The sequence below is a fragment of the Cognatiluteimonas lumbrici genome (assembly GCF_006476065.1).
GTDB lineage: Bacteria > Pseudomonadota > Gammaproteobacteria > Xanthomonadales > Xanthomonadaceae > Cognatiluteimonas > Cognatiluteimonas lumbrici.
In genome coordinates, this window is record NZ_ML636798.1 from 1,014,951 (window position 1) to 1,028,827 (window position 13,877).

15 protein-coding genes and 1 tRNA gene are annotated in these 13,877 nt (G+C 70.0%); 15 read left to right on the plus strand and 1 reads right to left on the minus strand.

The window, feature by feature from the left end:
- Positions 1-12 precede the first annotated feature (12 nt).
- From E4F25_RS04995 to E4F25_RS05005, 3 genes are read left to right on the plus strand one after another with little or no spacing between them, the layout of a single operon-like run.
- On the plus strand, positions 13-1,320 hold the full coding sequence (locus tag E4F25_RS04995) for an AsmA family protein (protein ID WP_140909107.1): 1,308 nt from the start codon (positions 13-15) through the stop codon (positions 1,318-1,320).
- Entirely contained in the window at positions 1,317-2,381 is a 1,065-nt protein-coding gene (gene mutY, locus E4F25_RS05000) for an A/G-specific adenine glycosylase (protein ID WP_140909108.1), read from the plus strand. The genes E4F25_RS04995 and mutY overlap by 4 nt, the downstream gene beginning before the upstream one ends.
- Positions 2,378-2,650, plus strand: a complete 273-nt coding sequence (locus E4F25_RS05005; RefSeq protein WP_140909109.1) for an oxidative damage protection protein — start codon at positions 2,378-2,380, stop codon at positions 2,648-2,650. The genes mutY and E4F25_RS05005 overlap by 4 nt, the downstream gene beginning before the upstream one ends.
- Positions 2,651-2,668: 18 nt before the next feature.
- Here the strand turns inward: E4F25_RS05005 and E4F25_RS05010 are convergent, their stop codons facing one another.
- Positions 2,669-3,073: a DUF6491 family protein gene (locus E4F25_RS05010; protein WP_140909110.1), complete on the minus strand. Its 405-nt coding sequence runs from the start codon at positions 3,071-3,073 to the stop codon at positions 2,669-2,671.
- Positions 3,074-3,218: 145 nt separating this feature from the next.
- On the opposite strand from E4F25_RS05010, the gene E4F25_RS05015 reads away from it, so the two are divergent.
- The 12 genes from E4F25_RS05015 to dxs all read left to right on the plus strand — a co-directional run bounded on the left by E4F25_RS05015 (position 3,219) and on the right by dxs (position 13,832).
- Positions 3,219-3,294: transfer RNA gene (locus tag E4F25_RS05015), tRNA-Phe, on the plus strand.
- Positions 3,295-3,544: 250 nt separating this feature from the next.
- Positions 3,545-4,027, plus strand: a complete 483-nt coding sequence (locus E4F25_RS05020; RefSeq protein ID WP_140909111.1) for a DUF4760 domain-containing protein — start codon at positions 3,545-3,547, stop codon at positions 4,025-4,027.
- Positions 4,028-4,191: 164 nt separating this feature from the next.
- Positions 4,192-4,740, plus strand: a complete 549-nt coding sequence (locus tag E4F25_RS05025) for a DUF4823 domain-containing protein (protein WP_140909112.1) — start codon at positions 4,192-4,194, stop codon at positions 4,738-4,740.
- 3 nt (positions 4,741-4,743) lie between these two features.
- Positions 4,744-5,295: a hypothetical protein gene (locus E4F25_RS05030; RefSeq protein WP_140909113.1), complete on the plus strand. Its 552-nt coding sequence runs from the start codon at positions 4,744-4,746 to the stop codon at positions 5,293-5,295.
- A gap of 269 nt (positions 5,296-5,564) precedes the next feature.
- Positions 5,565-5,951 (plus strand): hypothetical protein, encoded by a 387-nt coding sequence (locus tag E4F25_RS05035; RefSeq protein WP_140909114.1) that lies wholly within the window; start codon positions 5,565-5,567, stop codon positions 5,949-5,951.
- Positions 5,952-6,047: 96 nt separating this feature from the next.
- Positions 6,048-7,133 (plus strand): L,D-transpeptidase family protein, encoded by a 1,086-nt coding sequence (locus E4F25_RS05040; RefSeq protein WP_140909115.1) that lies wholly within the window; start codon positions 6,048-6,050, stop codon positions 7,131-7,133.
- 4 nt (positions 7,134-7,137) lie between these two features.
- Entirely contained in the window at positions 7,138-7,797 is a 660-nt protein-coding gene (locus tag E4F25_RS05045; RefSeq protein WP_140909116.1) for a M23 family metallopeptidase, read from the plus strand.
- 36 nt (positions 7,798-7,833) lie between these two features.
- Positions 7,834-8,325, plus strand: coding sequence for an LEA type 2 family protein (locus E4F25_RS05050; RefSeq protein ID WP_140909117.1), 492 nt, complete (start codon positions 7,834-7,836; stop codon positions 8,323-8,325).
- The gene (locus E4F25_RS05055) at positions 8,325-10,115 is read left to right on the plus strand and encodes an acyl-CoA dehydrogenase C-terminal domain-containing protein (RefSeq protein ID WP_140909118.1); all 1,791 of its coding nucleotides are present in this window, start codon (positions 8,325-8,327) and stop codon (positions 10,113-10,115) included. Before E4F25_RS05050 ends, E4F25_RS05055 begins: the two co-directional genes overlap by 1 nt.
- Positions 10,116-10,167: 52 nt before the next feature.
- The gene (locus tag E4F25_RS05060; protein WP_140909119.1) at positions 10,168-10,761 is read left to right on the plus strand and encodes an HNH endonuclease; all 594 of its coding nucleotides are present in this window, start codon (positions 10,168-10,170) and stop codon (positions 10,759-10,761) included.
- Positions 10,762-10,803: 42 nt separating this feature from the next.
- A complete protein-coding gene (locus E4F25_RS05065) occupies positions 10,804-11,844 on the plus strand; it encodes a serine/threonine-protein kinase (protein ID WP_140909120.1) in 1,041 nt (346 codons plus the stop codon).
- A 47-nt stretch (positions 11,845-11,891) separates the two neighbouring features.
- Complete coding sequence (gene dxs / locus E4F25_RS05070; RefSeq protein WP_140909121.1) at positions 11,892-13,832, plus strand: 1-deoxy-D-xylulose-5-phosphate synthase; 1,941 nt, start codon at positions 11,892-11,894, stop codon at positions 13,830-13,832.
- Positions 13,833-13,877 lie beyond the last annotated feature (45 nt).

Consider the following 13,877-nt stretch of genomic DNA (forward strand, 5'->3'; position numbering starts at 1 on the left):
GCGCGGCACGGCATGGGCGACGCGCGCATGCACGCCCCCGGCCGCCGCACGGCACGCATCGTGCTGGTGCTGGCGCTGCTGCTGCTCGCCCTGCTCTTCGCCGTGCGCTTCGCGCTGCAGCCCGAGCGCGCGACCCGCTTCCTGCTGCAGCGCGCCGGCACGGCGCTCGGCCTCGAGATCACCGCGTCCGGCGCCACCGAATACACCCTGCGCGGCACGCCCACCCTGGTGATCCGCGGGGTGGTCGCGCGCGAACCCGGCGCGGCGGTTCCGCTGCTCACCGCCGACCGCATCCTGCTGTCGCTGCCCTGGTCCACCATCCGCGCGCGCGGCGCGGTGCTCGCGGCGCAACGCCTGGAACTGGATGCGCCGGTGTTGCGGGTGGACGCGCTGCAGCACTGGCTGGAAGGTCGCCCGCCGAGCGAGGCGCCGCGCTTCCCGACGCTGGCGCAGGGACTGCAGGTGCGCGACGGCGTGGTCCAGGGAAGCGACACCGGCTGGCGCATCGCCGGACTGGCGATCGACCTGCCCCACCTCGCGCCGGACGCGCCGCTGCATGCACGCATCCGCGGACGCTACCAGGCGGACGCCACGCGGCTTCCATTCGACCTGGCGTTGGCGCTGCAGCGCGCGGGCGCGCTGGTGGACGCGGAGCCCACCGGACTGGGCGTGGTCGGCCGGCTCGCGCTGTCGGGCGACGGCTGGCAGCTTCCGGCGCACGTGCGCCTGTCCGGACCGTTCGTGCTGCGCGAGGGCGACATCGCGATCGTCCCGCTGACCATGGGCGTCGGCGCGCAGTGCGCCAGCACGAACAGCCGGGTGCCGTTCGCGTTGGGCGCGCACGGCCCGATGCGGTTCGCCGACGGCGCGCTCGCGCTCGCACCGGCCCGACTGGTGCTGCGCGGCCGCGGCAGTCCGGGCGAGGATCCCGTACCCGACGCGCGCTTGCGCGGCAACGTCGCCCTCGCCGATGCGCTTTCCCTGGACCTGGACGGCAGCATCACGGCCTGGCCGGCCGCCTGGCCGGAGCTGCCGCAGCCGATCGCGCGCCCGCGCGGCCGGGTCGCGGTCGCCCTCGACTACCGCGGACCGCCCGCGCTGACCGGCATCGTCCGGCTGCGCGCCGCGCACGAGGCCACGCGCTTCGACGGCCGCTTCCGAGTGGGAGACATCACTGCCTGGATCGACACCGGCATGGCCACGCCGCTGCCGCCACTGGACGGCAGCGCTTCGACGCCGGTGCTGGAGATCGCCGGCGCGCGCCTGGAAGGCGTCAAGATCAGCGTGGACGACCCGTCCGTGGAAGCGGTCGTGGAATGAACGGCCACGACGACTTCGCCGGCACGCTGCTGCGCTGGTTCGACGCCCACGGCCGCCACGACCTGCCCTGGCAGCACCCGCGCAGCCCGTACCGCACCTGGCTGTCGGAGGTGATGCTGCAGCAGACCCAGGTGCAGGTGGTGCTGCCCTACTTCGAGCGCTTCGTCGCGGAACTTCCGGACCTGCCGGCGCTGGCGGCGGCCCCGCTCGACCGCGTGCTCGCGCTGTGGTCCGGGCTCGGCTACTACACCCGCGCGCGCAACCTGCATGCCGCCGCGCTGCGCTGCATGGAACTGCACGGCGGGGAGCTGCCGCGCGACTTCGACGCGCTGCTCGCCCTGCCCGGCATCGGCCGCAGCACCGCCGGCGCGATCCTGGCGCAGGCCTGGGGCGACCGCCAGCCGATCCTCGACGGCAACGTCCGCCGCGTGCTCGCGCGCGTGCACGGGATCGAAGGCTGGCCCGGCACCCCGGCGGTCGAGCGGCGGCTGTGGGAGATCGCCGCGGGCGAACTGCCCGACGCGCGCCTGGCCGACTACACCCAGGCGCAGATGGATTTCGGCGCCAGCCTGTGCACGCGCCACGACCCCGCCTGCGACGCCTGCCCATTGCGCGGCCGCTGCGTGGCCTGGCTGTCCGGGCGCGTCGCCGAACTGCCGACCCCGAAACCAGGCAAGCCGCTCCCGCGGCGCAGCGCGGTGGTACTGCTGTTGCGCGACGCCGCCGGCCGCCTGCTGCTGCAGCGGCGTCCGGCCAGCGGGGTCTGGGCCTCGCTCTGGTCCTTGCCGCAGACCGACGACACCGCGGACGCGCGCGACTGGTTCGCATCCCACGTGCGGGGCGATTTCGACGCCGGCATGCCGCTGCCGGCGATCGACCACGCGTTCACCCACTACCGCCTGCAGTTGCAGCCCATGCAATGGGACGCAGTGGCCCCGCGCGACGGCGTCGCCGACAATGACGGCCTGCGCTGGGTCGGCGCCGGGGCGCTCGGCGCGCTCGGCATCCCGGCCCCCGTGCGCCGGCTGTTGCAACGGACGATGGAGGAGGCAGCGACGTGAGCCGCACCGTGTTCTGCGAGTACGAGAAGCGCGAGACCGAAGGCCTGGACTTCGTGCCCTGGCCCGGGGAACTCGGCAAGCGCGTGTTCGCCGGCATCGGCAAGCAGGCCTGGCAGGCGTGGCTCGCCCACCAGACCATGCTGATCAACGAGAACCGGCTGTCGCCGCTGGACCCGAAGCACCGCGCCTTCCTGGAAGGCGAGATGGAGAAGTTCCTGTTCGGCGGCGGCGCCGAGAAGCCCGCGGGCTACGTCGCTCCCGACGCCTGACCCGCGGGCCCCGCAGCGTCAGCCCGCTGCCATCGCGTCGCGCGCGTCGCGCACCGCGGCCACGTCCACCGGGCGGATCTCCTCGATCCTGCAGCTGGCCGGGTTGCCCGGAACGCTGATGCGGTCGAACTTGGCGCTCAGGCGGTTGAGGTTGTTGCTGACGATGATCGTCGGCGTGCCGGCGGCCCAGTCCAGGCACGGCCCGGAGATGCGCAGCAGGTACGCCTCCGAGGGCCGCATGGTCAGCAGCAGGTGGTCGTCGTCGATCTTCTCCCAGCCGATCGGGTTGTTGTAGCGGATGTCGTTGACCGGCGCGCCCGCGTGGGCGCTGTACAGCGCGAGCCGCGCGTCGTCGCTCATCCGGTTGGTGGCGCAGGCGGCAAGCGCCGCGGACGCCAGCAGGAGTACGAGTGCCTTGCGCATGTGGGGACTCCTCGTCGTGTGGATCCGACCCTATCTTGCGCCCGCCCGGGCGCCCGTCGGCCAGGGCGCCGGCACCCCGTTCAGGCTGCGTCCGGCTTGCCCAAATCGGCGCGCCTCCGTATCATCGCGCCCTCGCAGCGCGCCCGGCCGGGTAGCTCAGTTGGTAGAGCAGGGGATTGAAAATCCCCGTGTCGGGGGTTCGATTCCCTCCCCGGCCACCATATAAATCAGGTGGTTACCGTTGAAATGGCTGCGCTCGCGATTCTCTTGTCCGGCAGTCGTCCGGTGAAAGATTTTGTCCGGTCACGGTTGCCCACACCGTCTTATGCGATAGTCGGACTTGGAACACCTCAAGGAGGGATGTCCCATGAAGGACACTGACGGCGGTCTCTAAACCAAAACGCACAAGGATGCCCGCTTCGGCGGGCATCGTCTTTTGCGGGATTAGTTCCCTGGGGAGGGCAATGGGTGATGTGGCAATTCATCACTTCGGATGAGTTTCGAAACTTTGCGGTAGTTGTCGGCGTTCTCGTCGCGATCGTCTCGATCTTTACAGCGCGCTCGCTTGCACAGAAGAAACAGGCCGCCGACATGCTGTTCTTGAGCCGCGGCGATCCGCGCTTACAGTCCGGCGCTCGAACGCTCCTGAACTACCACTCCGCCCCAAACGCGAATGTTCGAGCATTGGCGCTGCCTGAGAATCGAGACAAGGAAGAAGCCCGCGACATCCGCTTCCTGCTCAATCATTTTGAGCTAGTGAGCAATGGCATCCAATGTCAAATTTACGATGAGGCTATGGTTAAGCGCTCTTGGTGCACCATCGTTTTACAAGTGCATGAGCAAGCTCAGCCGTTCATTCAGGCATGCAGGGAACAGGCTGGCTCACAGACTATCTACCAAGAAGTCGAGTGGCTGGCCAAGCGATGGAAGAAAAAGAAGCTCAAGGCCAAGTAGAGCCTGCGCCGCCGCTCTCGATTCCACCGGCAGAGTGACGGCATCGGCAGCGGGTAGTGCGGTGGCGACGTGGGCTCAGCGCCAAGCCCCGAATCGCACCCCGGAGGGTGCGCTAGACTCGGGATAGGGGACACAACGCGCCGAGGCCGGCGGAAGGGGAAAGCATGCATCGAGTCATCGCTTTGGCAGCGGCGGCGCTGCTTGTTGCCGGCTGTTCGGTGCCGCGCTCCGTCAAAGAAGGCGGACCCGTTGCGGGACAGCAGGTTGACCGGGGCGCCCGCGTGTTGGTCCTGAACGTCGCGGATGGTCAGGAAGCCGGTCAGCCGGTTGCGGTTGGCAGCGGTCAGATCGTTGTTTCCTCAGTCCGCAAAGCACTGCAGGCGCACGGCGTGCCGCTTACCCTCAGTGAGAGCACAGATATCAGCCAAGGCATTGCCGAAGCTAAGGGAGCCGGCTTCGATTACGTCCTCCGCACGAAGATCACCCTATGGGAGGACAATGCTACCGCGTGGTCGATGAAGGGTGATCGCCTGAACATCGCGATCGAGCTTTATGACGCCGACACTCGCGAACTGGTAGCGGCCGCGACCCATAAACGGGTAGCTACTGGAGTGACTTGGATGTCTGGGTCTCCGGAAAGATTCATCGACGAAGTTGTAGCGGGTGCCCTGGGCGAAATCTACGGCTGGGTCAGTCCGGCCGCGGGGGGCTGAGCCATGGCGGTCCAAGACAAAGGATGGCGACCGTGGGCCATTGCGATTGTTGCAGCACTGGCGCCCGAATTTGCAAGCTGGATTGCAAAACCCCTCAGCCCTTGGATTTGGGCCACGATCCAGACAGACCTCTCGATTCCAGCATCCGTTGTCATTGGATTGTGCATCTATGGCGCAGGGCTCTCGCTCATGTATTGGAACGAAACCGCCCCTGGACGCAAGCGTCTACGCATGTTGAGAGCTACCGGAAAGGGTATCTATCATCAGCCTACATGGTTTGAAGAGCGGGTCATCCACTTTATGCGGCTCGTTGATGGGCCGGTAGAGAAGGGAAAGTTCGTTCGGGTAATCGCAGACGAACTCGCCAAAAGTGGAAAGCCTGTTGCACGGCGAGACATTGAAGTGGCATTCGATCAACTTATCGGCGCGGGTTGGATCGAATATGCCGGTGAATTCGGGTTTGAGCTGTCTGCTGTTGCGACCGAGTATTGCCGCAAAAAGAAGATCCAAACGATGCGCCAAATGCAAGCGGAAAACCCAAGTTCCGAAAGGTAGCGAGGGTGTCTCCTAGGCGGCCGGCCGATGCTCGTAAGACGTCGGTGTGCAGTGATCCAACACAGCACACAGGCGCACAGCGTGCGTGACGCCTTCGCCTTCAATAGAATTACCCTTAAGCTACATAAGCAGTAGCAAGTGCCGTAGTCGCTGATTTGGATGCCAAACAGCAACTTTTGACTGTGGATTGAAAATCCCCATGTCGGGGGTTCGATTCCCTCCCCGGCCACCAGTTCCACGGTGGCCTCCCACCGTCTTGCGAGACCGCCATGCGGATACCCCCTGGATTCACCACCGGACTGCTGATCGAGTCCGCCCCCGACGGCCAGGTCGCGGTGGGCGTGGCCCGCGACGGCCTGCTGCTCGGCGAGTTCACCATGTCGCCGCTGGACATCGCCAACATGGCCGCGGCGATGCTCGCCGCTTCGCGCGATGCCGCCGCGGAACTGTCGAAGGGCGGCGACGGCATCGGGGAAAGCGCCGGCGCCATCGTCTCGCCCTCCTCGTTCTCGATCGGGCCCGGCGCCAATCCCGAAGAGGATGCGCTGGTGCTGTCGTTCGGCGAGTCGCACCTCGCGTTCTCGATGCGCCGCGAGACCATGCGCCAGCTCGGCGAAAGCATGGTCGCGGTCAGCAACCGTCCCCGCCCGCACTAGCGCTCCGAAGCTTTCCTGAACGAGCGGCCGCGCATTCACGCGGCTGCGAGCCGTGCTTGCGCAGCATCGTGGACACCTTCCACGAGTTCGCACGCCATGGCCCGACGCGTTCCTGCCACGCTCCTTCCCGCCGCCCTCGCGCTCACGCTGGGCCTGGCCGCGACCGCCGGCGCGCAGCAGCGCACACCGCGCGTGTCCTTCGACAACGTGGTCTCGCGCGTGACGACCGTGCCGGCGCGGCCGGGAACCGGGAACAGTGCGCAGGCCTCCGCCGCCGAGGCGGAGAAGAAGCGCGGCTGGCAGCCCGCCAGGCCATTGCGCGCGGCGCCCGCCGACCGCCAGCCCGGCGAGGACAGCGTGCTGCGCGCGCAGGTGCTGCTCGACCGCGCGCACTTCTCGCCCGGCGAGATCGACGGCGTCAGCGGCAGCAACACCCGGCGCGCGATCGCCGCGTTCCAGGAGGCGCGCGGGCTCGAGGCGAGCGGCACGCTGGACGAGGCGACCTGGACCGAGCTCGCGCGCGACGACGCCCCTGCCCTGGTCGAATACACGCTCACGGACGACGACGTCGAAGGCCCGTTCGTCGAGATCCCCGGCGACATGATGCACAAGGCCGGACTCGACGCGCTCGGCTACGCCTCGCTCGAGGAAATGCTGGGCGAGCGCTTCCATGCCAGCCCTTCCCTGCTCGCCAGCCTCAACGAAGGCGGATTCGCGGCCGGCGCGACCATCGTCGTGCCCAACGTCCATGGCGGCGACCCGCTGCCCACTGCCGACCACGTGGTGGTGGACGAGTCCGATGGCAGCGTGTCGCTGGTCGACGCGTCGGGCAAGACCTACGCGCGCTACCCGGCGACGTCGGGCAGCGAGCACGACCCGCTCCCGATCGGCGACTGGAAGATCCAGGGCGTGGCCCGCGAGCCCACCTTCCACTACAACCCGGACCTGTTCTGGGACGCCGACCGTTCGCACTCGAAGGCGACCATCCAGCCCGGGCCGAACAACCCGGTGGGCCTGGTCTGGATCGACCTGTCCAAGGAGCACTACGGCATCCACGGCACCCCCGAACCGGCCAGCATCGGCAAGACCCAGTCGCACGGCTGCATCCGCCTGACCAACTGGGACGCGGTCGCGGTGGCGGCGGCGGTCGCGCCGGGCATGGCCGTCAAGCTGCAGCCGTGAGCCGATGAAGGCGCTGTTGCTGTTCCTCGCGGGCGTGCTGGTCGGGGCCAACCTGGTCTACTTCCTGATGCGCGAGCCGGCTCCGGCGCGGACGCCGGCCGTGGTGGCCGCTTCCCCTCCCGCGGTCGCAGGCGAGGCCGCTCCAGGCAAAGAGGCCGCGCGCGACACCACCGCCAGCATGCGCCCCGTGCGCAGCGCGACCCGCTCGAAGGCCACCCCGCCCGCCCCCGCGGGCGGCCTGCTACTCCCGGTCGAAGGCGTGACGCCCGCGCAGTTGAGCGACACCTTCGACGACGCCCGCGGCACCGAGCGCATGCACGAGGCGCTCGACATCATGGCGCCGCGCGGCACCCCGGTGCTGGCCGCCACCGACGGCAGCATCGAGAAGCTGTTCACCAGCGATGCCGGCGGGCTGACCATCTACCAGTTCGACCCGCGCCGCGAGCACGCCTACTACTACGCCCACCTCGATGCCTATGCGCCCGGGCTCGTGGAAGGCCAGGCGGTCGCGCGCGGCGACGTCATCGGCTATGTCGGCAGCACCGGCAACGCCAGCGACGACGCCCCGCACCTGCACTTCGCGATCTTCGAACTCGGTCCCGAAAAACGCTGGTGGCAGGGCACCGCGATCAATCCGTATCCGTTGCTGGCGGCCGGGCGCTGACCCTACGCCGGTGTATGCTCGGGCCAGGCCCGGGACATGGACACGACATTGAAAGCAATCGCCACCGCCTTGCTGTTGATCCTGTCGCTCACCCTGCTCGCCGCCTGCGGCAGCAGCGGTCCGGTGCGGCGCATCTCCGAACCGACCGCGAACATCCAGCAACTGGAGGTGCGCGCCGACGGCAGCTGGTCGCTCGACCTGCGGCTGCAGAACTACAGCAGCGTGTCGATGCGCTTCGACCGCGTCGACGCGACCCTGGCGATCGCCGGCCAGGACGCCTTCGGCGTGCAGGCCGCTCCTGCCATCACCATCGGGCCCGAGTCGGCCGACGTGGTGACGGTGGCGCTGGTGCCGCCCGCCGGAGCCAAGATCGCGATCGCCGACGCGCTGGCGCGCGGCGCGCGCGTCTCGTACCACCTGGGCGGCAACCTGACCACGACCCCGGACAAGGGCAGCGCCCGGACCTGGAAGCTCGACCGCGACAACGCGCTCAGCCCGGTCCCCGGCCTCGCCGGAGTGCTGCGCTGATGGCCGCCTATTCCGCCCCGCTGGACGATATCCGCTTCGTGCTGTTCGACCTGCTCGGCAGCGAGGCGCTGCTGCAGCGCCTGGGTCGCGACGAGGCCTCGCGCGAGCTGCTCGACGCGGTGCTGGAGGAAGGCGCGCGCTTCACCGGCAGCGTGCTGGCGCCGCTGTACCGGGTCGGCGACGAGCACGGTTGCAAGCTCGACGCCGACACCGGCGCGGTCACCACCCCGCCCGGCTTCCGCGATGCCTACCTGAAGTTCGTCGAGGGCGGCTGGTCGGGCCTGGCCGCGCCCGCGGAGTACGGCGGCCAGGGCTTGCCGCACCTGGTGGACGTCGCGGTCAAGGAAATGATCGACGCCGCCAACCTCGCCTGGGGCAACTTCCCGCTGCTTTCGCACGGCGCGGTCTCGGCGCTGCTGAAGCACGGCGAGGAGTGGCAGCGCCAGGCCTTCCTGGTGCCGCTGGTCGAAGGCCGCTGGACCGGCACCATGTGCCTGACCGAGCCGCAGTGCGGCACCGACCTCGGCCTGATCCGCACCCGCGCCGAACCGCGCGACGACGGCAGCCACGCGATTACCGGCACCAAGATCTTCATCACCGCCGGCGAGCACGACTTCACCGACAACATCGTGCACCTGGTACTGGCGCGACTGCCCGATGCGCCCGCGGGCAGCAAGGGCATCTCGCTGTTCGCGGTGCCCAAGGTGCGCGTGGACCGCGACGGCAACACCGGCGAACGCAACCAGGTCCGCTGCGGCGCGCTCGAGCACAAGATGGGCATCCACGGCTCGGCGACCTGCGTGATGAACTTCGACGGCGCCCAGGGCTGGCTGGTCGGCGAACCGCACCGCGGGCTCATGGCGATGTTCACCATGATGAACTCCGCGCGCCTCGCCGTCGGCCTGCAAGGCCTGGGCCTGGCCGACCGCGCCTACCAGAACGCCCTGCGCTATGCGCGCGAGCGGCTGCAGTCGCGCTCGCTCTCCGGCCCGAAGTTCCCGGACAAGCCGGCCGACCCGATCATCGTGCACCCGGACGTGCGGCGCATGCTGCTGACCCAGAAGGCGCTGGTCGAGGGCAGCCGCGCGATGGCCTACCACGCCGGCATGCTCACCGACATCGCCGCACATGCGGCCGACGCCGGCGAGCGCGCCGAGGCCGAGGCGCTGCTCGGCTTCATGATCCCGATCGTCAAGGGTTGCCTCACCGAGTGGGGCGTGGAGTGCACCTACCACGCGCTGCAATGCTTCGGCGGCCACGGCTACATCGCCGAGCACGGCATGGAACAGCTCGCGCGCGATGCGCGCATCACCACGCTGTACGAGGGCACCACCGGCATCCAGGCGATGGACCTGGCCGGGCGCAAGCTGCTGCAGCTGCGCGGCGAGGGCCTGCGCGTGTTCGGACGCATGGTCGCCGGGTTCTGCAGCGAGAGCGAAGGCAACCAGGCCGTCGCGGAGTTCCTGCCGGTGTTGCGCGAGCTCGCCGCCGAGTGGCAGGCGCTGTCCGAGGGCATCGCCACCCGCGCCGCGGCCGACCCGGAGGAAGTCGGCGCGGCCTCCTACGACTACCTGATGTACTCCGGCTATGTCGCGCTGGCCTACTGGTGGGCGCGCAGCGTCGCGGCCTCCGAGGCCTCCGGCCGTCCGGAGGCGTTCAAGGCCGGCAAGCGCGAGACCGCCCGCTTCTACTTCGCGCGCCTGCTGCCGCGCACGCGCGCCCACCGGGCCGCGATCGAGAGCGGCGCCGGGCCGCTGATGGCGCTGCCGGAGCCGGCGTTCGGGGACTGAGACCCCCGTCGCCTACCGCCCCCGGCGCCATCGGGTATAAGCTGGTGTCCCGATGGAGGCAGACAGAGCAAAGCTCGATTCGGTGCGACTCCTGTCGCTCGACGCCCACGGGCGCGTGCTCGACTGGATGAGCTGGCAGGACGCGACCTGCCTGTACGCGCGCGGCGCCGTCGCCTGGACCCTCGGCGACCCCTGCCTCACCGTCCGCGGCGGCATCTCCCGGATCACCGGGACCCGCAGCGTGCTGCACCTGCCGCCGATCATCGCCGCGCGCAGCCACGCCCGCGGCAAGGCGCTCGACCCGACCCCGGCCCTGACCAACACCGCGCTGTTCGCGCGCGACCAGCACCTGTGCCTGTACTGCGGCCGCGACTGCGCCCGCGCCTCGCTCACCCGCGACCACGTGGTGCCGCTGTCGCAGGGCGGCCGCGACACCTGGGAGAACGTGGTCGCCGCCTGCTTCCACTGCAATTCGCGCAAGGGCGGGCGTACCCCGCAGCAGGCCGCGATGCCGCTGCTCGCCGTCCCCTACCGCCCGAGCTGGATCGAGCACCTGATCCTGTCCAACCGCAACATCCTGGCCGACCAGATGGCCTTCCTGAAGAGCCACCTGCCGCGCCGCAAGCGTCGTCTCGGGCTGCACTAACCGCTAAACTCGGGTCCCCGTACCAACGCAGGACCCCGCACGATGCCACTCACCCTCGGGATGACCGGGATGGACCCGGCCACGGAAGCCGCGCTCAAGGCGGCTTTCGACAACGCCAATGCGCGCATCGGCAAGCAGTGGCGGCAGGCGCCCGAGGGCGAAGCGGACTACATCGTGGTGGACATGGACAGCATGTACGGGCCGATGAGCTGGCTGCGCCTGCATGCCGCCGGCAAGCGGGTGATCGGCCTGAGCTCCGCCAGCCGCACCCAGACCGACTACCACCTGGCGCGCCCGTTCGACGCGGCCGCGCTGGCGACGCTGCTGCAGCGGATCGCGGCCGAGGCGCCGCCCGAGCCCGCCGGCATGTCGCCCTCGCCGGTGCCGCAGGACGAACTGCGCGAAGAACATCCCGCGCCCGTGGACGAGGAGGCGATGGCGCCCGGCCCGGTGCCCGGCGAGCCCGCGTCGGAACAGGTGGGCACGCTCGAGCCCGCCACCGTGGCCCCGCCCGAGCCACCGCGCGAGCGCACGCTGCGCGACTGGTTCGAACCCGGCGTGCTGGCCGGCAAGCGGCGCTTCGCGCGCGACGACGGTCCGGAACTGTTCATCGACGCGGACGCGCGCACCTGGTTCGGCCCGAGCGCGCTCAAGCCGCTGGCGGGCTACTTCGAGGGCGCCGTGGCCGAAGGCGACTTCGAGCCGCTGGACGACGCCGCATGGGACGCGCGCACCGGTGCCCTGGGCACGGCGCAGCCGCTGTCGCGCCTGCAGTGGTTCGGCGGGCTGGTCGCCGGCAAGGGCACGCTGCTGCCCGGGAACGACCCTGGCGGCCGCTACAAGCTGGGCAAGTGGCCACAGACCGAACGCGAGTACCCCAAGCACTTCCGCATCGCGACCGCGATGATGAAGGGCCCCGCGACGCTCGACGAGATCGCCGCCGCCAGCGGCGTGGCGCTGCCGGAAGTGGTCGACTTCGTGAACGCCAACCTGGCCACCGGCTACGCGGAGATGGTCCCGGACGCGCCGCCGGAGCCCGAGGAACCCGCGCGCGGCGGCCTGTTCGGGCGCCGCCGCAAGTAAACCGCGCTCGCCTTGCCCCCCGCGACCGCGGGGGCGAAAATGCCGCAATGACAAACCCCCACCCGATCGATGCGGAGCGCTATCCGCTGCTGGCCGCGATCGACGCCCCCGCCGACCTGCGCCGCCTGCAGGCCTCCGAACTGCGCGCGGTCGCCGACGAACTGCGCGCCTACCTGATCGAGTGCGTGGGGCATTCCGGCGGCCACTTCGGCGCCGGCCTCGGCGTGGTCGAGCTGACCACCGCCCTCCATTACCTGTACGACACCCCGCACGACCGCATCGTCTGGGACGTCGGCCACCAGGCCTACCCGCACAAGATCCTGACCGGTCGCCGCGACGGCATCCGCTCGGTGAAGCAGGCCGGCGGCATCGCGCCGTTCCCGAAGCGCGAGGAGAGCGAGTACGACACCTTCGGCGTCGGCCACTCCTCCACCTCCATCTCGGCCGCGCTCGGCATGGCGGTGGCTAACAAGCTCATTGAAAGCGCACGCGCCGGCAACGAGCGCAAGGTCGTGGCCGTGATCGGCGACGGCGCGATGACCGCGGGCATGGCCTACGAGGCCCTCAACCACGCCGGCGGCATGGATCCCGAGCCCGACATCCTGGTGATCCTCAACGACAACCGGATGTCCATCAGCGAGAACGTCGGCGGCCTGACGCGGATGCTCGGGCGCGCGACCGCGAGCCCCGCGCTCAACGCGATCCGCGAGGGCGGCAAGAAGATCCTCGGCGACAAGCGCAGCAGCGGCCCCGCGCGCTTCGTGCGCCGCTGGGAGGAACACTGGAAGGGCATGTTCGTGCCGTCCACGCTGTTCGAGGAAATGGGCTTCCACTACACCGGCCCGATCGACGGCCATGACATGGACGCGCTGGTGGCGTCGCTGCGCACGCTCAAGGGCCTCAAGGGGCCGCAGCTGCTGCACGTGATCACCACCAAGGGCAAGGGCTACGAGCGCGCCGAGGGCGACCAGATCGGTTACCACGCGGTCTCGCCCTTCGACCCCGAGCTGGGCGTGGTCAAGAAGCCCGGCGCGGTGAAGAAGCCGACCTACACCGACGTGTTCGGCGACTGGCTGTGCGACATGGCCGCCGCCGACGACAAGCTGATGGGCATCACCCCGGCGATGCGCGAGGGCTCCGGCCTGGTGCGCTTCAGCAAGGAATACCCGGAGCGCTACTTCGACGTCGCGATCGCCGAGCAGCACGCGGTGACGCTGGCCGCGGGCATGGCCTGCGAAGGCGCCAAGCCGGTGGTCGCGATCTATTCGACCTTCCTGCAGCGCGGCTACGACCAGCTGGTGCACGACGTCGCGATCCAGAACCTCGACGTGCTGTTCGCGATCGACCGCGGCGGCGTGGTCGGTCCGGACGGCGCGACCCATGCCGGCAACCTCGACCTCAGCTACCTGCGCTGCGTGCCGAACATGGTGGTGATGGCGCCGGCGGACGAGGACGAGTGCCGCAGGATGCTGTCCACCGGCTTCCGCTTCCAGGGCCCGGCCGCGGTGCGTTATCCGCGCGGCACCGGCCCCGGGGTGGCGATCGGGCCGACGCTCGACACGCTGCCGGTCGGCAAGGCGCAGCTGCGCCGCCGCGGCGGCCGCGTCGCCCTGCTCGCCTTCGGCGCGATCGTGCCGGCGGCCGAGGAAGTCGGCGCCGAGCTCGGGCTCACCGTCGTCAACATGCGCTTCGTGAAGCCGCTCGACCGCGCGCTGGTGCTCGAGCTCGCGGGTTCGCACGAGGGCCTGGTGACGCTCGAGGACAACGTCGTCGCCGGCGGCGCCGGCAGCGGCGTCGCGGAACTGCTCGCGGCCGAGGGCATCGCCATGCCGATCCTGCACCTGGGTCTGCCGGACGCGTTCCAGCACCACGCCAGCCGCGAACAGCTGCTGGCCGAGGCCGGGCTCGACGCGGCGGGCATCCGCAAGTCGGTGCTGGCCCGCTGGCCGGCGCTCGCGACCCAGCCGCCGGCCGTCGCCGCGCGCTGACCGCGCGCCGCGCTTCGGTACACTGCGCGCGAATCCACGTCCGGG